The sequence below is a fragment of the Candidatus Uabimicrobium helgolandensis genome (assembly GCF_041508025.1).
Lineage (GTDB): Bacteria > Planctomycetota > Uabimicrobiia > Uabimicrobiales > Uabimicrobiaceae > Uabimicrobium > Uabimicrobium helgolandensis.
In genome coordinates this window covers 5,253,312-5,279,229 of the sequence record NZ_CP165719.1, presented here as the reverse complement: position 1 = coordinate 5,279,229, position 25,918 = coordinate 5,253,312, and the positions used below count along the sequence as shown (strand labels likewise).

At 34.6% G+C, this 25,918-nt stretch carries 17 protein-coding genes and 2 pseudogenes; 7 read left to right on the top strand and 12 right to left on the bottom strand.

The window, feature by feature from the left end; genetic code table 11:
• Positions 1-750: 750 nt before the first annotated feature.
• Together UABHE_RS19410 and UABHE_RS19405 are read right to left on the bottom strand one after the other, a co-directional pair.
• Positions 751-1,587, bottom strand: coding sequence for a hypothetical protein (locus UABHE_RS19410; RefSeq protein ID WP_372364913.1), 837 nt, complete (start codon positions 1,585-1,587; stop codon positions 751-753).
• Positions 1,588-1,597: 10 nt separating this feature from the next.
• On the bottom strand, positions 1,598-2,830 hold the full coding sequence (locus tag UABHE_RS19405) for a tyrosine-type recombinase/integrase (protein ID WP_372364912.1): 1,233 nt from the start codon (positions 2,828-2,830) through the stop codon (positions 1,598-1,600).
• A 374-nt stretch (positions 2,831-3,204) separates the two neighbouring features.
• Between UABHE_RS19405 and UABHE_RS19400 the strand changes: the two genes are divergently transcribed.
• From UABHE_RS19400 to UABHE_RS19390, 3 genes are all read left to right on the top strand, one after another.
• Positions 3,205-4,410, top strand: a complete 1,206-nt coding sequence (locus UABHE_RS19400; RefSeq protein ID WP_372364911.1) for a tyrosine-type recombinase/integrase — start codon at positions 3,205-3,207, stop codon at positions 4,408-4,410.
• 134 nt (positions 4,411-4,544) lie between these two features.
• A complete protein-coding gene (locus UABHE_RS19395; protein ID WP_372364910.1) occupies positions 4,545-6,821 on the top strand; it encodes a DUF3987 domain-containing protein in 2,277 nt (758 codons plus the stop codon).
• Positions 6,822-7,350: 529 nt separating this feature from the next.
• A complete protein-coding gene (locus UABHE_RS19390; RefSeq protein WP_372364909.1) occupies positions 7,351-8,388 on the top strand; it encodes an IS982 family transposase in 1,038 nt (345 codons plus the stop codon).
• On the opposite strand, the gene UABHE_RS19385 is transcribed toward UABHE_RS19390, so the two are convergent.
• Positions 8,362-9,030, bottom strand: coding sequence for a hypothetical protein (locus UABHE_RS19385; RefSeq protein ID WP_372364908.1), 669 nt, complete (start codon positions 9,028-9,030; stop codon positions 8,362-8,364). The genes UABHE_RS19390 and UABHE_RS19385 overlap by 27 nt on opposite strands.
• Before the next feature lie 98 nt (positions 9,031-9,128).
• Here UABHE_RS19385 and UABHE_RS19380 point away from each other — a divergent pair, with 98 nt between their 5' ends.
• The 3 genes from UABHE_RS19380 (at position 9,129) to UABHE_RS19370 (ending at position 13,779) form a co-directional block, all read left to right on the top strand.
• Positions 9,129-9,356 carry a helix-turn-helix domain-containing protein gene (locus tag UABHE_RS19380; protein ID WP_372364907.1) on the top strand — a complete coding sequence of 76 codons (228 nt, stop codon included), beginning with the start codon at positions 9,129-9,131 and terminating at the stop codon, positions 9,354-9,356.
• A 322-nt stretch (positions 9,357-9,678) separates the two neighbouring features.
• A complete protein-coding gene (locus UABHE_RS19375) occupies positions 9,679-11,328 on the top strand; it encodes a hypothetical protein (protein ID WP_372364906.1) in 1,650 nt (549 codons plus the stop codon).
• A gap of 369 nt (positions 11,329-11,697) precedes the next feature.
• Complete coding sequence (locus UABHE_RS19370; protein ID WP_372364905.1) at positions 11,698-13,779, top strand: hypothetical protein; 2,082 nt, start codon at positions 11,698-11,700, stop codon at positions 13,777-13,779.
• Between the two features lie 29 nt (positions 13,780-13,808).
• Here the strand turns inward: UABHE_RS19370 and UABHE_RS19365 are convergent, their stop codons facing one another.
• From UABHE_RS19365 to UABHE_RS19325, 9 genes and pseudogenes are all read right to left on the bottom strand, one after another.
• Positions 13,809-13,886 carry an SEC-C metal-binding domain-containing protein gene (locus tag UABHE_RS19365; RefSeq protein WP_372371644.1) on the bottom strand — a complete coding sequence of 26 codons (78 nt, stop codon included), beginning with the start codon at positions 13,884-13,886 and terminating at the stop codon, positions 13,809-13,811.
• Between the two features lie 2 nt (positions 13,887-13,888).
• Entirely contained in the window at positions 13,889-14,083 is a 195-nt protein-coding gene (locus UABHE_RS19360; RefSeq protein WP_372371643.1) for a helix-turn-helix domain-containing protein, read from the bottom strand.
• Positions 14,066-14,296: pseudogene (locus UABHE_RS19355) on the bottom strand (recombinase family protein); the annotation flags it as partial. The pseudogene UABHE_RS19355 and the gene UABHE_RS19360, both read right to left, overlap by 18 nt.
• A gap of 72 nt (positions 14,297-14,368) precedes the next feature.
• A pseudogene (locus tag UABHE_RS19350) lies at positions 14,369-15,133 on the bottom strand (IS6 family transposase).
• A gap of 96 nt (positions 15,134-15,229) precedes the next feature.
• Entirely contained in the window at positions 15,230-15,859 is a 630-nt protein-coding gene (locus UABHE_RS19345) for a hypothetical protein (RefSeq protein WP_372364904.1), read from the bottom strand.
• Entirely contained in the window at positions 15,856-17,886 is a 2,031-nt protein-coding gene (locus UABHE_RS19340) for a hypothetical protein (protein WP_372364903.1), read from the bottom strand. Before UABHE_RS19340 ends, UABHE_RS19345 begins: the two co-directional genes overlap by 4 nt.
• Before the next feature lie 103 nt (positions 17,887-17,989).
• On the bottom strand, positions 17,990-21,133 hold the full coding sequence (locus tag UABHE_RS19335; RefSeq protein ID WP_372364902.1) for a type I restriction endonuclease subunit R: 3,144 nt from the start codon (positions 21,131-21,133) through the stop codon (positions 17,990-17,992).
• Positions 21,126-22,511: a restriction endonuclease subunit S gene (locus tag UABHE_RS19330; RefSeq protein WP_372364901.1), complete on the bottom strand. Its 1,386-nt coding sequence runs from the start codon at positions 22,509-22,511 to the stop codon at positions 21,126-21,128. The genes UABHE_RS19335 and UABHE_RS19330 overlap by 8 nt, the downstream gene beginning before the upstream one ends.
• Positions 22,508-24,478 (bottom strand): N-6 DNA methylase, encoded by a 1,971-nt coding sequence (locus UABHE_RS19325; protein WP_372364900.1) that lies wholly within the window; start codon positions 24,476-24,478, stop codon positions 22,508-22,510. The genes UABHE_RS19330 and UABHE_RS19325 overlap by 4 nt, the downstream gene beginning before the upstream one ends.
• A 568-nt stretch (positions 24,479-25,046) precedes the next feature.
• On the opposite strand from UABHE_RS19325, the gene UABHE_RS19320 reads away from it, so the two are divergent.
• Positions 25,047-25,907 carry a hypothetical protein gene (locus UABHE_RS19320; protein ID WP_372364899.1) on the top strand — a complete coding sequence of 287 codons (861 nt, stop codon included), beginning with the start codon at positions 25,047-25,049 and terminating at the stop codon, positions 25,905-25,907.
• Positions 25,908-25,918 lie beyond the last annotated feature (11 nt).

Sequence of the window (25,918 nt, the reverse complement as noted above, 5' to 3'; positions counted from 1 at the left end):
CTTTGGATTTAGAGAAACCCTAAACGAAGTACACAATTAGCCATAAGTTTTTAGTATTATTGTAAAAAATGACAAAAAGTGTGGAAGGTGAGTTACAACATAGGTTGTATATTTACTCTAAGAAACATAAGTACTTGAAAAAAAGATTTACTACGAAAAAAAATATAAGGCTCAAAAGCAAACCTTAAATCAACAAAATGAAAACATAAAAGGATAATGATTTTAGCTACAGACAATTTAATTCTACATTTGCCAAGCTAAATAATCGGTCCCTACTATTACTATTTAATGATAACTCATAGTTAAACATCGAAAAATAGTCATTTTTTTTTGAGTTTTTTGTTCGAAGAAACATAAGTACTTGTAAAGAAAAGATTTACCACGAAAAAAAATATAAGGCTCAAAAGCAAACCTTAAATTAACAAAATAAAAACATAAAAGGATCGTGATTTTAGCTACAAACAAAGAAATTTGCGTCTGCATATTGTAGTTTGAAATTTCATCTTTTAGTAAATTAGAAAATAGTACCTGTAAAACAAGTAATTTCTAAAACCAAATAAACAGCTAAAATATGCAAAATTATCGCGAAGATGAAATATATCCAGAACCCAAATTGATGAGAAATGGTAACTTTTTGTTCAAGCAAAACTAGGATTAAGTTAGCAGCGATTTATACTTTTAGTTGACAATGCATTGGTAACGTTGGCAGAGGTGCAAGCTCACAGAGTGAGCTTGCATAGTAAGGCAGTTTTATTTGAAATGAATATCTAACCAATTAATGGCATTAGTAAATTTGGATTTTGGCAGATAAGTATAACTTTTGATGCAAAAATGTTTGCGAAAATTTGTCCATATCTTTGTTGACATTTCTTGCTTTGATTTAACCTTGGCACGTAATATTTGAATTTGTTCCTTTGATATAGAATCTTCTGATACAGAAATGGTTATTTTTCTTTCGATAGTGGCAACACGTTTATGCAAGAAATCGATTTTGGATAGGCATTGACCAACATCACTTTGCACTTGCTGAATTTTATCTTTATTCTTGTAAACATCTGCAACAACTGCACAAATAATACGCGATTGATTAATCGACATTTGTGCAAGTTCTCCTAGTTCTGCAACGTTTTTGCCTATTTGTAATGAATGTTGCGCCAATTGATTCGCCATTTTCATGAGTGAATCACCATAGTTTGCTTGCGATTTTTCTACATTCAATAAATACGAACGTAGTAGTTGAGCAACTTGTGAATGCCGCAACAGCATACCAATTCTTAGTACCGCTCTGCGTGGAAAGATTGTAATACCACGGTTAGAAATTTCAAAAGGTTCAAGCTGAACCTTTTCGAACTCTTTACGTGATAGTACTTTATAACCATCTTCCTTTAGCTCTTTTCTGTGTCTTTTTACAATACTTTTGATTGCTTCTATACCGACCATGTAGAAATCTGCAATATTTTCCACTGTTGCCCATGCTGTTCCTGGAAGTTCTACAAGTTGACCAACTCTATCTAGCAAATCGGTATTTTTATTTGTGCATAATCTTTGCCGTAGTGTTTCACTTTCTATTAGTATCATTTCGTCCATTGTGATTCCTTTACATATAACCAAGATTGTCTATTGCTGTTTTTAGTTGCCTAGGGAATAAGTGTTGGTATCTTTGGCGCATTGCCTCTGTTTGATGACCAAGTATTTTATCAATGATCCTTTGATCTTCACCAATGCTTGCCAAATTACTAGCTAATGAATGGCGAAATGTATGTGTACCGATGCCTTCAAATTCAGTATCTCTTACTAGAGATCGTACTGCATTCGTTAGAGTATGCTTGCTTAATTGTTGACCGTTACGATTAGGAAATACCCAATAGTTTGTTTTACTCTTTTGTAATAACAGCACTTTGTGTAATTCTTCGCAGATAGGAATATGTCGTGTTACTTTTTGCAATTTATTCGATTGCTTCTTTGAAGCTACATAAATAATGCGTCTTTCTAGATCGACATTTTCCCATTTTAAGTCAATTAACTCTCCGCGTCTGATACCTGTGTAGGCAAATGTTTTTAAAACAGGGTATAACCATTTTCCTTTAGCAAGAGATGTAAGCTCTTTTATTTCTGGTGGTGTTAAATAACGAAAGCGACAAATCTCTTTTTTCTTTTTCTCATCACAATTACCTGATTGTAAGGTTTGATTGATTTCTTCTTGAGTACGAAAACGTTCACAAGGAATATTACTTTTTTCGCGTTGCACATCTTTTACCACATTATGCTCAATATATTTATTTTCAACAGCCACACGAAAAGCACTTTGGAAAGTCAATAGCTCTTTTTTGACAGTATCAGGTTGCACTTTCTTATAACGTTGCATTTTGTAACGATTAAAGAATCCTACATTAATCTCAGTCAACAATGGATCATTATAACCTTGTTGTTTGACAAATCGCTGTAAGTGGCGAATATGTATTTTTTCTAAATCACATGTAGTTTGCGCTTTAATGGGTGGTTGCAGAATAGCAATGTATTCTGCAAGAAGTTGCGACAATGTCGTGGTGGGAATAGACTTTGGTTTCGTCTCTTCTTTGGGTTTAGGTGGTTGTACACAGCCAAAGATAAAATCTTTGATGGATGTTTCTTCAGGAATATGTAACAAACCATTTTTGAATTGGATCACCATTGAATTGATTTTGCCTTGTAAGGCATTTGCAATATTTTCATCACGAATATAACGAGATCGATATTGTTTACCGTTATAATAGAAATGTAAGCGAAAACTACCGCTTTTTTTGTTGGGGATTGGTGCTGGTTTGGGTTTTTTTACTTTTTTGGTCATCATTCCTCCTGATTGATGAATAAATGTAAATGGAGGAATAAGTTTTCTTAAAACTAACCTGTTTACTAACCTACACGCGTGCATTAGGCAATAAAAAAAGGCAATGATTCGTACCTCGTTAAAAGGTATAAGTCATTGCCTTGTTTGGTTTGGTGCGAAAGGCGGGAGTTGAACCCGCACGTCCTAAGACACTAGATCCTAAAGGTAAGAAAAGTAAGAAGAAAGTTATTTTAAAAAAAGGCTTGTAACCGAGTGTTTTTAATGCTATAAGAGTAATTATAAGCCAAATCAAATCGAGATAATCACCCTCATGTGGTTAAATAGTGGTTATCGTAATATCTACACCTCCTAAGTAAACATTTATTTAGGAGAACAATATGACAAAACCCAAACCAGCCCCTATTCCCCATAGAAATGGTTTTAGGCTACAATTTAGCTATAACAAAAAACAATATCGGCGCTACTATATTCGCAATCAGCATGCTGCTAATGCGCTACAAAGTGAAATCAACAGTCTTGTTACTCTAGTAAGGCATGGCTTAAAACAAATACCTCCTAACACTTCTATTGATAACTATATTTTCAATACTGTTGTCAAGCCTCCTCAAGAATCTAATCTATCAAAAAGTGAAACACTTTTCAGTCAGCTTGCCGATGAGTATTTATCTACAGTAACTCCAAAATCTAAAGCTGAAAGCACAATAAGAACAGAAAAAATACATGTACGTCATTTATTAAGATATTTAGATTCTGTTGGCGACATTCCTATTTCTCACCTCAACGTAAAATTCTTCCAACTTTATAAAAACTATCGTTATCGCCAAGGTCTTCGCACTGATACTGTAAACAAAGAGCTTTGTACTTTTCAGCTTATTGTACAACATGCGGTCGCTAATACTTACCTAGAAGAAAACGTCGTTAAACAAGTAAAAAGAGATCCAAGTGAAGTTCCAGACTTTCGTTTTCGCACCAACAAAGAAATACTACTCGCCTTAAAAAACAATCTATACACTCCACAAGAAGAAAAAGAGTTGAGAAGATATCGTTATCTTATGCAAGAGGAAGTAAAGCAGCTTGTTAACCTAGCAAGAGATACGGATATGTATTTAATTCTTCTTGTTTTTGCATATACAGGAATGCGCAGAGGAGAACTTCCAAAGTTACAGTGGACAGATGTCGATTTAAACAAAGGCTTACTTTGGGTTTATTCAAAGAAACAATCGCGGAGTCGTAAAGAAGTAAAACGAAGAATAGAAATCCCTGCTCTCTTATGTCGTGAATTAGAAGAACATTATGAAAAAAATCATGAAAATCGATGGGTTTTTGCTAATAAAAATGGCGAACCACTAACAATAAATCAAATACACCATTCATTTAAACGCATTATAAAAGATAGCGAATTTGATGGTGTAGGTCTTCATATATTTCGACATTCATTGGCTAGTAATTTAGCAGCGGAAAGCGTAGACCAGAGGATTATCGATAGTATTCTTGGGCATCAAAGTGCTCAAGTAAGAGAAAGGTACAGGCATCTATTTCCACAGCAACAATCAAGAGCAATAGCACTGTTAGACTATACTTAATATCTTCAAAAAGGCAAAGCCAGAAGACTTCACCTCTTCTGGCTTTAATTTAAATACATTACCCCTGGTATTTAGGAGATATTTTTTTATAGCACAATCTTCTTCTAAATACCATATTTTTCTTAGGAGAAAGTATGAGTGATTTCTTTTCAAAAGCAAAACAAAAGGATTTAAAAGAATATATAAACGAGAGAACAGGTATAGCGTTTAAAAATTTTGGAGAAAATTATCGCGCGAAGCAATGTCCTTTCTGCGGTAATAAAACAGGGTTTAGTATAAATAATGGCCTTTTTAGGTGTTTCGGATGCAATATCGGGGGAGATATTATTACTTTTGAAGCAAAATATAGTAATTGTAAACCTCGCGAAGCCTGCCGCAAAATACTTGGTAAAGAAATACTTTTCGAGAATAAAGTCAAAAGTACAAATAGTAAAACTAAACAGACTTACAAATACATTTGGAAAAACTCATCACCTCTCGATGAACGTACCGCTTTACATTACTTAAAAACAATACGTTGTTTTCCAGATAATGAAGCTCAAAGTGCTGTAAAGAAAATTTGCAATAAGCTCAGGTTAAATACATACAAAAATGATACATCAATAGTAGCCCCTATTTATTCATATAAAGAAGATAGTTTGGTAGGAATAGAACAAATCTCCCTAGCAAAAAATACGAAAATAGCTCATGGTACAAAAAAAGGAATCTGTTGCTTTGAAACACATAGTAATGAAATTGTTATTGTTGAGTCTCTTGCAAATGCTATTTCTCTAGTTAGCATAGGAATCACTAGCGTAGCTACTTTTGGTATAGTAAAAAACATTTCGCAAATCATAGAACTTTTTTCCACAAGAAAAATATACATATGGTTTGATAAAGGTACTGAAGATCTCGTAGAAGAGATGCTCGATATGTATCCCAAAATAAGGGCAATTTATTTTGAAAAGACCAAAGATGATAAATTTGATGTAAACGATTTACTAAAGGAGCAACAGCAGAATTTTAAAGCAGCTGTTGAACTATACATGAAAAATGCACAGGTATCGCAATTTGAGCTGGAGCAGAGAAGCCTTATTGCTAGAAATAAAGTTCCCAAGTTTCCCGTTCATGCTCTGCCAGAATTGCTTAAAAAATTCTGCATAGAAGTCGCTGAAGCAATAGAATGCCCCATCGATTTTGTGGCCACTCCTCTCTTAACTGTAATAGGAGGTGTAATTGGTAATGATAAAAAAATCCAAATAAAAAGATCGTGGCAACAAAATAGCGCTCTATATTCTGCAATAGTAGCTTCTCCTGGAACTGGGAAAAGTCCTGCCCTAGGACAAATTACTAAGCTACTGGATGTTATCGAGAAAGAGAATAATGAACTCAACAAAAAAAGACAGCAGCAATACGAACACGATGTAATTGAATATGAAGCGAAATTGCAATTATGGAAAAAACAAATTAAGAAAGGTGTAGATGAAGTAGCTCCAGAAAAACCGGAGTCGTTTTACTATATACGTACATGCATTTCAGATGCTACTGTCGAGTCGATATCTGAAATATTAGCTAATAACTCACAGGGAGTTATACTAATACGCGACGAATTAACAGCATGGACAAATTCGCATAATCAGTACAAAGGTGGAAATGGTAGTGATCGCCAATTCTTTCTTTCTACCTGGGCAGGAGCATCTTGCCATGTGGATCGCAAAGGAAAAGCTCCGCAATACCTGTTTAAACCTTTTTTGGCTATCACTGGTGCAATTCCTCCTAAAGAAATGGACACTTTGAAAAAAGGGATAAAAGATGATGGCTTCCTTGATCGTATTTTATTCTCATACCCTGATCCCATTTGTTCAATGAAATGGACGGAGAAAGAGGTTTCTCAGCAAGTAGAAAAGGAAATGCAAGAGCTTTTCTTAAAGCTATACCACAATAACAAAGAGCAAGTAATAGAGTTTAGTGATAAGGCTAAAAAGAGATGGGTAGAGTGGTTTGAAAGCCATAAGAGAAATTCTATTGAACAAGAAGAAATTCTGCAAAATCCACTAAACAAAATGCCAAACCAACTGCTTAGAATTTCTTTAATACTTGCTATTATCAAAAACGAAAGACAATTACTTCTTACCACCCTTGCGGATGCTATAGAAATAATTGAATATTACAAGCAACACCTAAGAAGAGTTCTTGGCATTTTAGATGAAACAGATCACGAAGAGAAAATTCGAAAAATTATTGAGTATGCTAAAAAGAGAAACAAGAAAACTATATCCGCCCAGAACATCTATCAAAGCCGATTTATGAAAATCCAAAAGGCAACTCCTGCAAAAAAATTGCTGAAGTGGGCTGCTGAGCAAGGGATAGGCATTTATGAAAAAAATACACTCTACCTACACGAAACAGTTTTTGAGGACTTTTTATATTAGAAAATGGCTCACAAACTCACATTCTTTGTTAAATACATATTTTAAAAGGATTTAAAGTGTGAGTAATAAAAAAACAGCTACTCACAAGGTCGCAATTCAAAAGTTTGAGTATGTGTGTAGTGTATTTACATGTTACTCACACTATTAGTTACTGATTAACAATACTTTACATCATTTTGTGAGTAGATGAGTAGATTCCTATAAAAAAATCCCAGAAGCGGAAAATATTGTCTTTTTTTTATCTGATGTTGTGAGTAGCTTGCTTACATACTACTCACAACATCATTGTGATGACAAATCAAACAGAGGTTATTAATTTTTTGTAGGCGTTATTCTCCAGATGCCAACAACCATCATCGATTTTTCTTCTTCTTCATTGGATGGGATGCCAGTTGCAAATCCTATACATTACGCCTTGTGCGAGTTGAAAAATACAAAATAGTAAAGAAAATTTGATTTGTAGTATGCAGTAAGAAAAAAGGTATCCTATATATACCAAATAAAAAAAACAAATTTAAAGGATACCTATATGTCAAAGATACCACAGAGTAAAGAGAAACAAAAGAGTCTATTAGAATTAGTAAAAAATGTTGAAGTTAATATTGATGATGTAAAGGCAACTTTAGGCCAGTTTTCAGAAAAAGAAAAACTAAATGTTGAAGAGTTATTTATAATCGTGTACTTCATAGTAAACAACTTTTTAAATTGCATTGGCGGCCAAAAACAATTACGCAGAAGTAACAACAATAATCCCAAATTCACAGATGATGAAATAATAACACTCAATATAGTCAAAGAGCTATGTCAACAAGATTCACAAAATGCTTGGCACAGATATATTCGTAAAAATTACCTGTATCTTTTTCCAGAATTTATTTGCCGTCCGCAGTATGTAAAAAGAACATTTCGCTTGCACGAAATTATTTGTTTTTTTCAGCAGCATCTTTGTAATTTAGTAGGTGCTAACACAGGAAAGTACTATTTGGTAGATTCTTTTCCAATTTCCTTGTGTAATCTACAAAGACTTAAAAGTTCATCGCAACCATTTGAGTATTATGGGGCTAACTTTGGGCATTGTGCCTCTAAAAAGTCAAACTATTATGGCTACAAATGTCATCTTGTTTCTGATCTCAGAGGCATTCCTATATTTGCTTGTCTTACTGGAGCAAATATGTCTGATGTTAAAGCTTTTGAATTTGTTGTTCAACAGATGCTAGAACATCGTGTTATAAAAACTCATTCTCTCTGTATTAGCGATAAAGGTTACGTTGGTAAAGAGTTTCAGAAATTTATTCAGAAACAATATGGAGTTGAACTTCTTTCCATGCAGCGCGAATATAATAATCGTGGAAGTGCTCTTAATCAACTTCTCCAAAAAGCTCGAAAAATTATTGAAACTACCATTAATCTTCTAGTTAACGAATTTTCTCTTTCCGCAACTAAAAGGCGATCTATAAAAGGATTAGCTAATTCTATTAGTAACAAAATTGCTGCTTTCAATTTAGCTAATTTTCTTAATTATTTATCGGACCTCCCTGTTCTACAGGTTAAAGGTTTTGTATTTTGAACTCGCACAAGGCGTTATACATTTAACTTTAGCGTAGGGAGGAAAATCTAAATTGGTCCTTTGCTTTATCTTATTGAAAATACCGCGTACATTGTCATTACCCAGTCGCATAAAATTAATTTTAGTTTCTTTGTTCATAGCAAGTTTTTTCTTGATACGACCCCACCACTTTATCTCACCTAAATATTTAGGCACAGGTAGTACTTTGGATAAAAAACCATCATTTTTTTGCCACTCTTTAAAAAATATTCTTCTTTGTGCAGCAACGAAAAAAAGTCTTTTGGTTTTTGAATTTACGTTTTCTTTTAAGCACTCTAAACGAACAAGGTCAGTTAAAATTTCTTCTGTCCACTGTCTGTTATCATCAATCATCATTTTTGCTTCCATACAAACAGAGTACAGATCTGAGTTTTTTTTAAAAGCAACGAAATCTAAAGCGCTATTTCCTCCAAGCTCAGAAGGTTTAATTTGGTCAAAACAAAATTTTGGCCAATGGCGACCTTTACTTCTCACATATTCATCTATATTGTTGTATAACCATCTTTCGCTAACAACGGCATCTGTCATTTGCTCTGAGTCGCAGTTCCCAAATAGATAACGTGCAAAATTCCGATACGAAAATACAAAAGATAATTTTGCCATAATACACCTCAAAAAATCCACTGAATACTATAGTATGTAGACCAAAGGTATTCAAAGTACTAAACTATAGTTAAATTTTACATACACAATATATCTCTATGACTATAGACAACGCGTTTGCTACAGTACTGAAACGATTGCGAAAAGAAAAGGAAGAAAGCCAAGAGTCCTTTAGTTTTTCCATCGGTATTCATCGAACCTATATCAGCCAGTTGGAGCGTGGCTTAAAAAGCCCCTCACTGCGAACTATTGAAAAGATTTGTAAAGCATTAGAAATCAGCATTACTGAGTTTTTTTCTCAAGTAGAACAAGAGCAAAGAACTTAAAATAATGTTCAATATAGGTTGCGAAGATGTATAATCATTAACGAATACTATAGTATTCGCCAAGTAAGCAAATCAAGAGAAATTTAGTAAAATAAGCTGTAAACTTCTATAGAATTTTACGCGATTTCATATTTCTAATTTGTAAAATGTAATAATTTGTAAAATCAATAACTTCCACTTTAGTTATTACAATACCTATTTTTATAAAACAGTTTGTGTTTATTTTGTATTTGTGGTTTTTGGGAGAGAGCGATATTGTAAAGAATAGCGGAATGTATCTATACAAAAAAACGTTATTTTTTTATAGATAAGGGATGTATATATGGAAATAGATGAAAAAACATTAAGAAAAGATTACCAGTATTACTCTTTAGAGTATTTGGTTTTAAAATATGATTGTAGCGAAGATCTTCTAAAAAAGTTGTTAAAACAATACAATATCAATAGATCTCGCTTTACTTTACAAGAGAAAATGTATGTGCAAAAATACCATAGATATCTTTCAGATAATGAAATTGCTTCCATGCTTCGAAAAAGCAAAGAAGATATCATTCAGCTTCGTCATCGAAATTGGTTATTAAAGAAAGATGAGTGGTCCTCAGAAAAAATTTTACTGTATTTAAAAAAGCGTGATTCTTTGGGCTATTGTTTGACAAAGCGGTATATAGAAAAAAATCCCCCTTTTTTATTAGATCAAATTTCTCAAAATTTTGAAACGTTATCAAATGCTTTTTCGATAATAGGAGTGGATTACTCTACTCATGAAGCGTTAGAAAAAAATATTGAAAAAAAATATTCCGATCCGGAAAAAATAAAAGCAAAAATAAAAAAACTCAAAAAAAGGAAAAAGCCACTTCAATACAGCTTTATTGTGGAATATGACAGAGCATTGCTTGCCGCAGCTCGTGATCTTTTTGGTAGTTGGGGAAAAGCTCTTGAAAATAGTGGTCTAAATTATGCGAAAATACGTTTAAATCGAACAAGAGAAGTTTATAAGGGATATTTTTTTGAAACCTTATTGCGAGAAACGTTTGAGTATACAAATAAAAACTTAGGACGACCTAGTAAAGAAGAAAATCCTCTACGGTTACAACCAGACTTTTATGATATTGATAAAAAGAAATGGATAGATGCTAAACTTCGTCCGTGGAGTATTGGTGTAGAAGAAACTATACGCAAATATAGTGAGTGGTCAAATAAATTAGAGATTATTTACTTACAAGGAGATTCTAATTTCGAATTAACAAAACGTAATGATGTTAAATTTGTACCAATAGATAATTTTTATGGTATTCTCTCTGAAGAGCGCTCTGATCTAATCGTTGAATTTGAAGCTTTAAAATTAAATAAAACAACCAATCGGTTTAAAAATTTCATAGAAAACGCAAAAGCATCTTATCAACTACATATTCAGGATAAAGAAGATTACGAAAATCCATACGTTGGGCTAATGCTACCAACAGTATTCATTAATGAAAATGGTGATACTTTATTTAATCCTACTCAAAGGCAAGACAAGGCTTTTAGAGAAACAGCAACCGATCTTGTTAAAGAAATATTTAAGTACAACACTTCATTTTTTTTAGAAAAAAATACACAAAATATAAGCATTATAGATATCGAAAAATTTACTGCGAACATCAAGAACAAATATAGCCACAATAATAATTGTGGCCCCGAATTTATAAAGTACTGGTCTTCAAAAATTACCTTTTCATTTAGCAATAGAGTATACCGCTCTATTTTCTTTATTGAGCCAAAAGATTACTCAAAAAAACTCAATTTAATCCAGGCAATTGAAAACATTGTTGCTAATGAAGGTGAAGAAAAACTTTCAGATAAAAAAATTCAAATGTGTCTTAAAGACCAAGGTTTTCAAATAGCAAGACGAACGGTATCGAAGTATAGAAGGCTCATTGGAATTAGGAGCTCAAGACGAAGAAATAAGTTATTTACAAAGGACATGATATGATCTTGTTTGCTATGGTTATACAAAATTAGAAAAAAAACAACAGTTTGTTGGAACTCAATCTCTTTTAAATATTATACTAGAAACTCTAGGGTTAAATCGTAAAAATACAGCGTAATATATTTCCGTAAACAGTTTTAGTGACTTGAGTAAAGATTTGTATGATGCTAATTATATGGTATTTAGACTTGAGCTCTTAAAAGGTACTAGGCATACTCATTTTGCGTTAGAAAAAACTGTACAAGGCTGGGATGATTTTTTTTTATTGATGAGAATATTTTTTCTTCAACTAAGATTGAAATGTATTTATCCGAAGTATCGGTGTAGTTTAAGGAAAAGTAGTAGCTAATTTTTAAAAAGGAGTTAACACTTATGGCTAAAGATATTTCTATACAGCTCAACAAAGCATACTATATCTGTAGTAAAGTCAGTCACTATCCCATCTTTAAATCTAAATTGAGCGGCATTTTTGTTATGCTTTTCAGATACAAAAAAGATATTAAAGAATATTTACAACACACCAGTCAGAATATTCGTAATTTTGAAATTATTCGCCTTGAGTCATTTTATGATTTCATGAGAGATATGGCAAATATGGGATTTACGGGTATTTGGTATTTTAAAAATTTTCCGATTTTTTTTGCGAATTATCTTTCGGATATAGATTTAGAACTACCTACTTTTGCTTATACCCCTTACGAACATTTCATAAGTGCATTAGGAAAAGTTAACCGTCCTATTATTTTTCGTAGTTGGAAAAATTATTCAAAAATAGATAAAGTAATTAGAAGATGTTTACACAAGGAAATACCTTTTTCTTTAAAAGACAACTTATTTACTATTGTAATTAGAAACAAAGAAGATTGCGCTATAACTATTACAAATAAAGGATATATTAAAACTACACATTGTGCTTTTCTAAATGGTTCGTCACTGCATGGACCATATACCTCAGATATGGGAGCTTATTGTCTATTTACAGGTAAAAAAAATGCAGAAATATTTTTTAAATCTTATGGGTTGGATAATTCAGCTTATAAAATTCAAGAAATTGATGACATATTTTTATTTCTAAGTGAAATATCTTATACTTATCCTTTCTACGACATAGGTCTTAACCCTGAATTAGGAAGACATCTACAAGGTTATTTTATTATAGAAAAAGAGAAATATTACATAAAAACTGTGTTGGGCACCTACAAATTAACAAATAAAGGAGGGTTATGTAAAGTTGGTAATACAGTAAAAACCTCCAAAAAAGATACTGTTGATTATCCAAATACCATTGATCCTACCCTAAGACAATTCAAAACTAGCATAGAAATACCTCTTAAAAAGCATTTATCTAAAACGAAAAGCACTATTTCTCGTAAAGAAGTACAAGAATTAATCAACAAGCTCGTAAAGAAAGATACCTATAAAAAACAGCCCTTGAAAGACATTGAGGCTGATTCATATTTAGTTTTTGCGTTTGATAAAATTACAGGTATAAGTATGAGCAACAGTGATATTTTTGAAGTGATTGTGTTTACGGATATTCTTCATGCCATTTCGTATTTTTATCATGTGTTGTTTCCAGAAGAATTTAGATTAAACATAGAGGGGTTTTATCATTCCCAATCAGACACCTTGCATAAAGGTTTTGATGAAGATATTGAACAGTATATCCTTGCCGAAAGAAAGACAGCACTGAAAAATTTACTGGAGATAGTTCTGCTAGATGGTTGTAAAGTAGAACATTCTGAATTATTGAAATTTTTTATTAATAGAACATCAATGACTTTAGAGATAGAAGAATGTGGTTATCTAGGGGATTTAGGAATTCATAAAGAATATCTCTCATACCCAGATTCTATTGCATTAAAAATAAAAAATCACATTAAAAAAGTAAACGAAAGGTTAGATAAAAGAATTCAGGCAAAAATAAAGTTTTCTCTAGGTCATACATACGAACATTTATTATTCAAATGTAGGTTAATTTTAGAAACTGCTATTAGGCAATTTGAGGCAATCGAAAAAAAATATAACTATGATTATGCAGGTACGACAATGAAAACGTGTAAGGTTTTCGAAATAGAATTAAAAAAACTAATCTTGCAAATCTGGAAAGAAACAAAAAAGAATACGAATGTTAAAAACTTGAATAAAAAAGAAAAAAAATTAGTAAAAAAACTGGAGGCAAAATTAATGCTTGGCCCGATGAAATCTATATTAAAAAATCTCAGAGAGGAGTCAGAACCGTTACATACAAATTTGCGAAATAATATGCTTAGATTAAATAATGGATCTTTTATTTTATCTGAAGAATTTCAAAACATAATAGAAAACGTATCAAAAAATTACAGAAATGGAGGAGTTCATGCGGAAATAATATCCTATGAAATTTGTACAGAAGCATTTCAAAGCATACTATTAAACAGTAATAACTACCTAAAAAGAATTCTTGACACATAACACTATTAAAGCAATGAATTTTTGGTAAACTACACATTAATGTTGCTTACCGGAGTATTTTCGTATTTATTTCCAGAGCCGCAAGGACATGGTTTATTTCGACTGATCTTTAATTTTGTTTTATTTTCTGTTTATGTTCATCAAGGTAACGATAAAAAGTTCTTGTAGCGATTCCAAGACTTTTACAGATATCTGTTACAGGTGTTTTATTTTCTTTGTATAGTTGCAACGCCATTTGAAACGTCTTGTCATCGATTACTCTTTTGCGACCTCCCTTGCGTCCTCGAGCTCGAGCAGCTGCCAAACCAACCTTTGTTCTTTCTTGTATAAGATTTCGTTCTAACTCTGCAAATGCTGCTGTCACATGAAAGAAAAATTTACCTGTAAGAGTCTCAGTATCTATAGATTCTCTTATACTTCGAAATGCCACATCTCCTTCTTTTAAGTCATTTGCAAATTCGATAAGCTGTTTTACTGACCGTCCTAATCTATCTAAACTATAAACAACGAAAGTATCATCCTTTCGTAATGGCGCTGTTGCAAAAAACTTGGTGAAAAAAAATCCGAAGTTGGGCTATTGAGAATTGGCTTAGCTTTTTTGTATTTCAAGGTCTGATTCGAGTATTTTCATCAGTTCTGCAATAGCACAATCGCCAATTTTGAAGCATCTTTCAACAAGTCTCACTTCGCCAATAATGCCTTTTTGTAACTGAAAGATCTTTGCCTGTCCTTTTTTCAAGGCTCTCATAATTTCAAAGCCTTTGATAGTAGCGGTAAGCTGTTTTCATTGATTTGAAACCGAGAGTAGGCTTTATAAGCCTTTTGAGTTTTCAGTGGTCAGATTCAACAATGTTATTGAGATATTTGGCTTGCCGATGTTCTGTTTCTTGAGGGAGTGTACTTTCTTCTTTGAGTTCTCTAATAGCAGCGCTATAGCATCCAGCTTTATCAGTATTGATTACGCGGGGCATTTCCCAATCTTTACGTTACGGAGAATTTTTTCTAAGAAACGTTTCGCTGCATTTGCGTTGCGAGTTGCGGAGAGATAGAAATCAATGGTGTTTCCGTTTGAATCTACAGCTCTATACAAATAAGCCCATTTGCCTTTTACCTTGACGTACATTTCGTCGACGCGGCTATCATTGAAGGAATTTTTCGTGTGCCATTTCAAGCGTTTATGGATTTCAGGAGCATAATTTTGAACCCATCTGTAGATCGTTGTATGATCGACTTTAATTCCTCGTTCTTCAAGCATCTCTTCCAGTTCGCGGTAGCTAATACCGTATTTACAGTACCATCGCACTGCCCATAATATTATTTCACCTTGAAAGTGACGCCATTTAAAGTCGTTTATTATTGCTCCATTCATTTTTTATTGTAAATTTAAAAAAAAACTTAAAATGAATGGAAAATTTTTTTTTTGCAACAGCACCGTAAAAACTTTACTAAACTACATTTCAGGATCATCTATAGGTTCAATTCTTGCAAGAGGATGTTTCTCTGGTAATTGAGAATTAGGTAACCAAATTCTTATTCGCTGCCAAATATCTCGCATCGAATAATGAAGTTTTATACTTCCGCAACTAGCAATTTCAGATCGGAAATACTCACACATATTTCTTAAGTCATTTAAAAAAATTTCGGATTGTGCTGTAGTATTAATTGTAAAAAAATTATCTTTTATATACTTAAAAATTTCTAAAAATGCTTCTCGAAACTCTGGTTTTTCCAAATCAAGTTCAGTAATAGAGCCTGTATAACCAAAGTACAGATTATCGTTTTGGCAAAGGTCTCTCCCTAATTCATCCGCTGTACAACAAGCAAATACATAAAATTTTTTTTTCCGAATCAATTGTAAATCTTCGAATGTAATCCTTGGGGTGGGCGGCTGTCCTACAATTAAATTTGTGTTACCGTGAGCCATTATAAATACTACAGCATTCGTAGATAAGTGGCTAATTAAATTTGCACAGTGTGCGTCGCTATGCAGTAAAGCAATATCGTTTTCCTCGGTTAATTCTTCTGCAACCTGACAGTTGGAAATAGTTTCAGGATCGTGATATGTTGCAAAAATAATCATTGTCGTTTTTCTCCTCTATTAGCTTCGTAATTTAAAAGATCGCGAGAAACACGGAGTAAGTCCGAAGCATACAAACGACCAATTTCACTTCCGGCTCGAATCTCTTTTTTTAAATCCTCTGCTGTAAACGAGTGATTGTCAACAGTTCGCCAAATAATTGTCTCTGAAGGGATTTCATCTAGTAAACTAGCTAACAAATTACGACTAGCGCTTCTAAACCCACCTTCTTTTAAAAATAAATACGGGATATCTAGTAATTCTGCTAAACCAATTAAAAACATTCTTAAAGATGGTGATCGAGAAGTAGCATGTTCAATGTCAATATTTTGTAAAAAGGACCAGTTTGTGTATTCTCCGAATATTTTTAAAGCTAGTTCTTCAGGGTCTGGAATCTCTTCCGGTAGAGGTAATCTATTGAAAAAATATTCCTGATTTTCGCTATATTTTTGCATAAATAACTTATCGTCAGCAAATAACCATGAAGAAACATTTGGAATTGCACAAAAAATATTAAGATTTCGATTTTTTGTTAACTTTTGAATTGCAAGTTTTGCATCGGTGATATTCTTGACACTCATAGATATTAGGAATATTGTGTTTTGAAGATCTTCTTTTTTCCAATCCGCCTCTAAAATTGTATTCAAATTACTCGATTCATCAACACATAATCTCTCTAGTGGATATTTTGCAGCTGAGAGTACTTCTTTTACGATATATGCATCGCTTTTGCTTTCAACAAAAATAGTGTATTTCTTTTCATCTTTTTGCAGATACTCTTCTAATGTTGAATAGTACTTCTTTACTTCTGTATTTTGCTTCTTGGGTAACCAATTTTTATATTGTACAAATGGATATATAGGTTCTTTATATCCAATGATTTTTGAAACTAAAGAAACGAAAATCATTTGCAATACATGTACTTTTCTAATTTTTTCATCCATACTACCATCAATAATACCTTTATTTAATATCTCCATTTTTCCTTTTGTTAACTCAGTTTTCATTTCACTTACTGGTTTGAGAGAAAAATAATCAAAAATCGCAAAAACAGGGTCATGGTTTTTTTCTATTTTTAGCTCTTTACTTGACAAAAACAAAAAAGATAACGACGAAATTCCTACATGAAGTTTCAAGTAGTTATCAGATAAAGGTGACGAAAGAGAATTTATATAATATTCTATAGGAATATTAAAACTGTGTTTAGGTAAAGAGTGTAGGTATTTACTGAGGTGCTGGAAAAAAGTGGAAAGGTATTCATCTGGTACAACTGGCTTGTTAAAAAAAGTACTATCACCATCTGTGTTTTTAATAGTGTAGGGTCTAATAAAGACTGTTTCGTCTAAATCATTTAAGTTAAAAATTAAATTTGAAGAGATGGCCGTTCCTAGGCAAAATTGCATAGCTATAATATCAAGATAGTAAATTTTTTCGTCAAATTTGAAATTTTTTGTTTTTGTAATTATAAACCATTTCTTTGTCTCTATATCTTTATCTGCGATCAGGTAATGTTCGTATGCGCCCTCAAAAAATATACATCTACTACTACTCATATATTTTGATATCAATTTGTTTTTTCTTTTGACCGAATGGTCTAATTCAATATTTCCAACATCATATTGGAATTTACCATTTACTTTTGTTACCCAAATACTACATGTATCTTCCTGTTTTTTAATTTCCCATTCAAATGAAGTCAGTACAATACAACTTCTTTCATTTTTACTAAAGCTTATTTTTCGGTTAGTGACAAATATTTTACCATAAATTGTTATATCATTTTCAAAACGTCCTTCAAATGTCATTTCTTTATTTAAAAATACATTTTCTGTTTCTGGAAAGGAAATTAACTCTGACCAGCACGTAACTACAAATTTATTTCTGACTAAAGAATAGCTGAAAGTGCACCCTAGCAAAAATTTGTCATTTAGTTTTAAATCTGTAAGTAATCCTGTTTTAGGAGATGGTTCCCAGTCATTTCTTAAACGAAATATAAGTTTTGTTAGTCGAGTAGAAATTCGATTAATCATCTTGAGTCCTTAATAAGGTTGTTTTATTTAAGTGAAAACGAACGTATTACTACTACTACTACTACTTACTAAACTATGTATCTTCGAATCTTTGTTATAAAAACTATTCTACCCTCTTCAAATCAATACTAATCAAGTCATAAATCAATTCGATAAACCTCTTCTTCACATTTGGATCCTGCAAAACCAAAGTAGCCATCTTCCCATGCGCACTCAAGCTATCCATCACCGCATTTCCCACAGTAGTTGGTAAATTCCCCTTCATTACCTTGTCTTTGCTATTGTTTTTGATTTCGTCGAGTATTTGCTTGTTACCTGTCACTTCGTTTTTGATCATAGTTGCATAGTCGACTTTGTGATTCTCGTTTAGGTTTTCGCCACTGAACAAGTCGTTAATCTGGCAAATGATTTGTGAGAGTAGGTCTTTTTTTGGATCTTTTGCTTTGGCTGATCCTACGGCATTTGCTGGTTGTAGTTTTTGTTCTTCACTGAGTTTGATCGCATATTGATCCAATTTCTTGAGGCGATAATAGTTGAGTACCACATCGTTTAAATCAATTGGATTACTTGTCTTTTCTATCTTCAAGTGGCGAAACAAGAAGCGACTAAATACATTGAGCTTTTCCAAATCAACGTCGTCAAAGTCAATGATTTGTGAGATAAAGTCATAGTAGCGTGAGAAGCTGCCAAGGTCTTTTTTGAATATCTTTAACTCGTCGATTTTTTCTCGGATCTCTTTGATCTCGGATTGTGCGTTGCCCATCGCAACTTTGTCTTGATTTTGTTTTGCGTGGCGCAAATTGTCTTTCCAGTGTTCGATATCTTTCTTTGCTTCTTTATATCTATTTTTAAAGCGATCCACGGCTGGTTGTATCACCGATTCTAATTTCTCTTGGGTGGTATTTTTGTAATCGTAAAACGCTTTGGCAAACTCGTCCACTTCTTCTAGCGTATAAATGCGCGATTCGTTGAGTTTGTCTTGCATATCATATACAAGATTCGGATCGGAGATGTCGGTGAGTTCGGCTGCGCGATAGTATGGTTCGAACGCGGCTTTGACTTCCTGTGCTTTATTAACAAAGTCGAGAATAAACACTTCGTTCTTACCTGGAAAAGTGCGATTCAAACGCGAGAGTGTTTGTACACAACCAACTCCACCAAGAGCTTTGTCTACATACATCGCGCAAAGTTTTGGTTGGTCAAAACCTGTTTGGAATTTATTAGCGACGATCATTACCTGGTAGTCGTTGGAGTCGAAAGCTTTGCGTAGATTACGTCCCTTTAGCTGCGTATTCATATTGCTTTCGGTAAATTCCTTGTCGCTGAGTTCTTCGTCTTTCACCGAGCCAGAAAACGCTACCAATGCGTGCACATCATCGTATTTTTGTTGTGCTATGTATTTGTCGAATTCTAGTTTATAGCGCACCGCTTCTTTACGACTACCTGTTACCACCATTGCTTTTGCTTGTTTGTTTTTCAATTGCTTGGACACATATTTTCGATAGTGGTCGACGATTATGGTAATTTTTTGCGAGATATTGTATGGGTGGAGTTTTACCCATTTGTATATTTCGCTCTTGGCTTTTTTTGTCTCCACTTCTTTGTTGTCTCTGCTAGGATTCTTATGCGCTAGCTGGTAAACCATGTTGTATGTGGTGTAATTGCGCAACACGTCGAGAATAAATCCTTCTTCAATCGCCTGTTGCATGGTGTATACGTGAAATGGCGCTGGCAAGTTTCCTTCGCCTATTTTCTTGTCGGGATGTGGTGCGCGTCCGAAGAGTTGTATGGTTTTTTCTTTTGGCGTAGCGGTAAAGGCAAAGTAGCTGATGTTTTTTGCTTTCTTGAGCGAGGTAATCGACATAGATAACATATCCTCGGCACTGATCTCGCTGTTTTCGTCAATCTTTTGCGTGGTGAGTGTTTCCAGTAGTTTTTTGGCTGCTTTGCCCGTTTGCGAAGAATGCGCTTCATCGGCAATGATCGCAAAATTGCGTTTCTTGAGCGATGCCTTCTTGCGGATCTCTTCGAGAACGAACGGGAAGGTTTGTATAGTGACAATGATAATCGCTTTTTCTTCGCCTAGAGCCTGGGACAATTGTGTTGATTTGGAGTTTGATTCCTTGCGGTTGATATGAGCAATGACTCCCTTGTGGTGATCGATATTGGAAATAGTGCTTTGTAACTGATTGTCGAGTACGGTACGGTCAGTTACCACAATCACTCCGTCAAATATCTTTTGGTCGTTTTCATCGTGCAAGGTCGAAAGCTGGTGCGCTGTCCAGGCAATGGAATTTGATTTACCAGAGCCAGCGCTGTGTTGAATGAGATATGTGTATCCTGCTTTTTCTGTTTTTACCGCGTTGAGTACATTGGTCACCGCTTCCCACTGATGAAAACGCGGGAAAATGAGCGTTTCTTTGGTTTCCTTTTTGCCAGCAATGTCTTCTTTTTTTTCTGTTTTCAGATGTACAAAACGTCCGAGAATATCGAGCCACGCATCCTTTTGCCAGATCTTTTCCCATAAGTAGGAGATGGGATAGCCATTAGGGTTGGGAGGATTTCCTGCTCCGCCTTTGTTTCCCTGATTGAAAGGCAAAAAGAACGTGTCTTTGCCACAAAGTTTGGTGGTCATGTATACTTCGCTGGTACTCACTGCAAAGTGTACCAGTGCGCGTTTGTTGAATGCGAGAAGTGGCTCTTCTTTTTTGGATTTGGCATCTTTGGGAAGACGATCTTGCTTGTATTGGGTGATGGCATCTTCTATGGATTGTGTGATGTCGCTCTTTAGTTCCACTGTGGCAACGGGAATGCCATTGACAAATAGCACCAAGTCCAGGGAGTTGTTATTGTGTTTGGAATAATAGAGTTGTCGCACCACACGCAAGCGGTTTTTTTGGTAGTGATCTAGCAAATCAGGGTTAGCTTTATGTTCGGGTTTGAACTGGCATAGTTTGAGCTTTGCTCCTCTGTCTTTGACACCTTCGCGCAAAATTTTTAGCGCACCCTTGGTTTGCATTTGTTTGGCTACCATTTTGCAAATGGAATTTTCGGTTTCGTCTTTGTAAAACTGGCGTAGTTTTTCGATTTCTTTCGGGCGCGTGTCTTTTAGGAAACCGAGGAGATCTTCTGGGTAGAGTGCTAGGTCTTTGTCGTAGTTGCTGGGTTTGCCTTCTTGCCAGTTGTTTTGCGTTAGTTTGGCGACTATCTCGCGTTCAAAGGCTTGTTCTTTTTCGCGGTCAATCATTTTGATTACTCTCGATTTCTTCTGGGGTTACTTTGTTTCTTACGTCTATTTTTCCTGTGACGGCTGCGGAGATTAACGCAGTACGTTTTTCTTTTAAGAGTTCTATCTGTTTCGTAACTTTTTTTATTACTAAATCTAATTTGTTGGTTATTTTTTTTATATCTAATACTAAACCAGCAACTTCTGTTAGTGGTGGTAAGGGAATTCTTAATTCTTTAATTGTTGCCTGCCCAATATTCTGCATAGAATGACTAGCTCCTGTAGCTTCTAGTTCGATTTGCCTTCTCACAGGAGATGAAGCTAAATAATAAGATACAAACTGACTGTTTGCTAATTTAGAAAAACGTATTCTATATAATTTATCGCACAAAATAAGCTTTTTGTAATCATTGTCAACTACCGCAGCACTACCAACTAGCTCTTTTGTATTTGCTCGCGAGATTAATAAATCCCCCTTGTTTAAAGTATATCTAAGTTTAGGCTTTAGATTCTTCGGCAACGCCTTATTTTCATAACTTTTAAAAAAGCTATTGTTCACACACCCAACTTTTAATACTCCATACTCTTCTTTTTCTGCAGGTTCTGAATGGCATTGAGGACTCCACCCCTGTTCAAATTTTATAATAACATGTTTCACTTTAACTATTTTCCAATGCTCAGGAATTTCCCCCAACCATTCCACTCCAGAATCCTTCATTTTTACATTGGGATCGAGTCCTTTGGTGACGGCGTGTGAGATCACTGCCTGGCGTTTCTCCTGTAAAAGTTCGATTAACTTTTGTTGTTTGGCAATGATTTTGTCTATTTTTGCCGTTTCCCTGTCGAGAAATGCGGCAATGGCTTTTTGTTCGGAGAGAGGGGGGAACGGGAATTCAATATTATTAATTGAGTATGTACTTATTCCATATCTTGTTAGACCATTTGCTCTTATTGCAAAGCTACACCTAGCAAATTGCGAATCTAGGACTTTTTTGTAGTATAAGGCACTTTGATTTTTTGTTCTTATCATAGTTAAATGGTAACCACATACTAATTGGTCAATTTCTTCTTTAATTATACTTGGAATGGCGATATCATTTGGATCTTCAGAATCTTTGGTTATGATTATGTCGTTTTTTTGTAACTTAAATTTTTTAAATTGATCTTGTGTCGCTGTGGCTTTCATGAAAGATATCGCAGATGTTATTACTTCGTTATAATATACATCTGTGTAATTACACAAAAGAACAGGTACTTCACCTTCTTTTGATTTTTTGTCTACGTTACTTGGATAACAATTGGCAATATACTTTAATTTCTTTGTATGCCAATTACTTGGTATTTTTTCTAACCATTTTACTTTTGTGTTCTTATACTCAGGATAGGATGGATAATTCACGAATGAACCTCCTTAAGAAGTTTCAATATATCCTTGGTCACCTGATCCAAATCGCGATCGATTTCCTGTAAACTTCGTGGTGGAGTATATTTGTAAAAATGGCGATTGAACGGAATCTCATACCCTACAATACCTATAAGTCCATCCTTATCATCTTTCTTCTTTTCGTCAATCCACGCCTGTGACACATGAGGTTTGACTTCGCGTGCGAAATATTCTTTGATCTCTTCTGTCAGTGGTACGTTCTCATTATCACGCAATTCACTATCTGCCTCGATTTTTCCTTTTTTATCACGACAAATATCCGCATCCTCACAACGCTCGCCCAAATTACTCCAAACAAATTTTAATTGCGCTGCCGATAATTTCTCGTTTTCACGCGCTTGCTCAAATGCAGTCATAAATTTCTCGCGGCTATTGTATTCCTGTCCAGTGAGTTTTTCTAAAGCGTTGACGATGTTCTCTTGTATAGCACCCTTTAGTTTTCCCCAAGCGCTCACCTGTGTGAGTTCGTTGATCTTTTCTTCGTTAATGATAAAATTGAGTTGCAGTGGTCGCTCCACAGTAATACGCCGATAACCAAAACTGTTATTGTTAAAAATCTTGCAAGACTCACTTTGCGCAAAATTCCCCACAGTACGCGTAATCTCTTCGATATGCTCTTCGGTGAGGTAATTGCGTTTACTTCCTAAAGACTTGCGCATCTTGGCAAATAAATCCGTGGCATTGACCAGTTGTACTTTTCCCTTACGTTCTTCGCTTTTGTTGTTGCTCAAAATCCAGATATAGGTAGCAATTCCCGTGTTGTAAAACATATCTGTTGGCAAAGCGACAATCGTTTCTAGTAAATCGCGTTCTAAGACATAACGACGAATCTCCGATTCTCCTGATCCAGCACTTCCGGTAAAAAGTGGTGAGCCGTTGAGGATAATGCCAATGCGACTGCACCCATCGCGCGAGTCGTGCATTTTGGAGATGAGATGCAGCAAGAACAACAAAGAACCATCGCTTACTCTTGGCAAACCTGGACCAAAACGTCCGTCATGACCTTTTTCTACATGCTCTTGCTTGATTTCGTTCTGTACCTTTTTCCACTCCACACCAAACGGAGGATTGGAGAGCATATAGTCAAACTTTTCTCCATACAACTGGTCATGAGACAAAGTATTGCCCTGCTTGATATTGGAAACTCCTTGCCCTTTGATCAACATATCAGCTTTACAAATCGCATAAGACTCGTCATTGAGTTCCTGACCAAATACGCGAATCACTGCTTCAGAATTGAGTTCGTGAACATACTCGGTAGCCGTTGACAAGAAACCACCCGTTCCCGCAGTAGGATCATAAATAGTGCGAATCGCTCCTGGAACAGAAATTGCCTCATCATCTGGCATCAGCACCAACGAAGTAGTCAAACGCACAATATCTCGCGGAGTAAAGTGCTCCCCCGCTGTCTCATTCGACGCTTCCGCAAAACGACGAATCAACTCCTCAAACACCAATCCCATATGATAGTTGTCAATCGTTTCTGGGTGTAGGTCTATGCTCTTGAATTTACCCACGATTTCATATAGCAGATTTTTATCAGCAAGAAAATCAATCTGATCGCGAAACTTAAAACGATCAAAAACGTCTCTAGCATCTTTGGAAAATGAATCTACGTATTTGTTTAGGTTTTCACCTATATCGTTTTGCCCTAGCGCTGCTAGAGTGAGTTTTGACGTATTATAAAAAGACTGCTCGGCTTCGCGTATCAGAAAATCATGCGCTGGGATGCTGGAATCTTTGATTTGCTCATGCTTTTCTCTTACCTTGTCGCGCGTTGGTTCGAGTACGCATTCGAGACGGCGTAGTAAGGTAAAAGGAAGAATGACTTTTCCATAGTCCGATTGTTTGTAGTCACCACGCAGTAAATCCGCTACTGACCAGATAAACGCTGCTGTGGAGGAAAAAGAGGAATCGCTCATGTTGTCCTTTCACTTTTAGAAATTGATTTTTCGCAAAAAAGTTTGCTGTTATTTATTAAAGCGTTTTAATGTGTTTTATATTAGAAAAATAGTACTATCGTTTTTGAGAAATCTGGGTTTATAACACACAGGTTTATCTATGATAATCTTTTGCTAAACAAAAAATTGCGAAAAAAACAGTTATATAATACTCATTTAGCCTACCAATTTTTTAGTTCAAAACTACGCACAAAAAAAGCCAAAATCCTTATTGTATAAGGGTTACGATCTATTTATTAGTTGCAAACTGCGCATGAGTGTTGTATAATATAAGTACAAACCTAGAAGATTTCCCCTCTACACACCGCAAAATTTCAACTATTTTTTCATCTATTCGCAATACAATTTCCCACCAGAAATCACTAGTTATAGATTGATTCTTTTAAACTTACGGTTTATTAACGAACAAGTCTACATTTAGATGCGATAATAGTTTTCCTGATGTATAAATGTGTAAGGGAGCCTGCCAGGGCTCCCTTTTTTATTATCTTTATTAAAAATGTGTAATATTTAATATAGGAAAAAAGCTATGCCAAAGCAACTACTTTTCCTATCGTGGGGAAGTAGTAATCCTAAGGTAAAGAAATGTAATCTTGAACTTGGGTATATTACTGCTATTTTGAATCTTTCACCTCATTACGAATCCCAAGTGCAAGTTTCGAATAAGAAAACTTTTCACAAGTGGATTGGTACTTACAAAAACTACTATAATGTTTGTCCTTTTTCTTCGCGTGGTTGTCGGCAACATTGCCTACACTACAGTGGAAGAAGTAAGGTGTTTGAGCATATTAATCGCAAGAGAATGCAGCGCACACGTATGCTACTTGTTGATCCTACCTATGCTTTACAACAAATCATTAAAGACATTCATATCGTTATTGCTGAAGCTAAAAAAAATGAAAAGCTACCGGCAGTGCGTCTCAACGGCACCTCTGATCTGGCATGGGAATGTTTATATTTCTATCCAGATCTAAAACCTCGTTGTGGTTCCGTTCTTATAGAAACGAATCCCAATGATGCTAAACGTTACGGAGTAATCAATATATTTGATATGTTTCCTAGCGTACAGTTCTGGGACTATACTAAGAGGTCTGATCGCGATTTTGCGTCGTTAACTGATAACTACAGTTTAACGTTTAGCAAATCGGAAGCAAATGACTCTTATTGTAAGCAAATATTGCAGCGTAAACATGTCAATGTTGCTGTGGTATTTCGCAATCATAAACCTAAAACCTTTTGGGGGTACCAAGTAATCGATGGTGATAAACACGACCTGAGATTTCTCGACAGTAATCCCCAAGACAATCCTGTTATTGTTGGTCTAAAGGCAAAAGGAAACTCTGGCCTAGATCAATCAGGATTTGTTATTGATGTACCTAATTCTAACTAAAAGGAAAAAAT

Coding starts and splice junctions, on each gene's coding strand:
- UABHE_RS19385 (WP_372364908.1), bottom strand. CDS start 9,030: ATGGCAAAATTATCTTTTGTATTTTCGTATCGGAATTTTGCACGTTAT.
- UABHE_RS19325 (WP_372364900.1), bottom strand. CDS start 24,478: ATGAGCGATTCCTCTTTTTCCTCCACAGCAGCGTTTATCTGGTCAGTA.
- UABHE_RS19390 (WP_372364909.1), top strand. CDS start 7,351: ATGTCAAAGATACCACAGAGTAAAGAGAAACAAAAGAGTCTATTAGAA.
- UABHE_RS19410 (WP_372364913.1), bottom strand. CDS start 1,587: ATGGACGAAATGATACTAATAGAAAGTGAAACACTACGGCAAAGATTA.
- UABHE_RS19395 (WP_372364910.1), top strand. CDS start 4,545: ATGAGTGATTTCTTTTCAAAAGCAAAACAAAAGGATTTAAAAGAATAT.
- UABHE_RS19370 (WP_372364905.1), top strand. CDS start 11,698: ATGGCTAAAGATATTTCTATACAGCTCAACAAAGCATACTATATCTGT.
- UABHE_RS19335 (WP_372364902.1), bottom strand. CDS start 21,133: ATGATTGACCGCGAAAAAGAACAAGCCTTTGAACGCGAGATAGTCGCC.
- UABHE_RS19345 (WP_372364904.1), bottom strand. CDS start 15,859: ATGATTATTTTTGCAACATATCACGATCCTGAAACTATTTCCAACTGT.
- UABHE_RS19405 (WP_372364912.1), bottom strand. CDS start 2,830: ATGATGACCAAAAAAGTAAAAAAACCCAAACCAGCACCAATCCCCAAC.
- UABHE_RS19380 (WP_372364907.1), top strand. CDS start 9,129: ATGACTATAGACAACGCGTTTGCTACAGTACTGAAACGATTGCGAAAA.
- UABHE_RS19375 (WP_372364906.1), top strand. CDS start 9,679: ATGGAAATAGATGAAAAAACATTAAGAAAAGATTACCAGTATTACTCT.
- UABHE_RS19400 (WP_372364911.1), top strand. CDS start 3,205: ATGACAAAACCCAAACCAGCCCCTATTCCCCATAGAAATGGTTTTAGG.
- UABHE_RS19340 (WP_372364903.1), bottom strand. CDS start 17,886: ATGATTAATCGAATTTCTACTCGACTAACAAAACTTATATTTCGTTTA.
- UABHE_RS19320 (WP_372364899.1), top strand. CDS start 25,047: ATGCCAAAGCAACTACTTTTCCTATCGTGGGGAAGTAGTAATCCTAAG.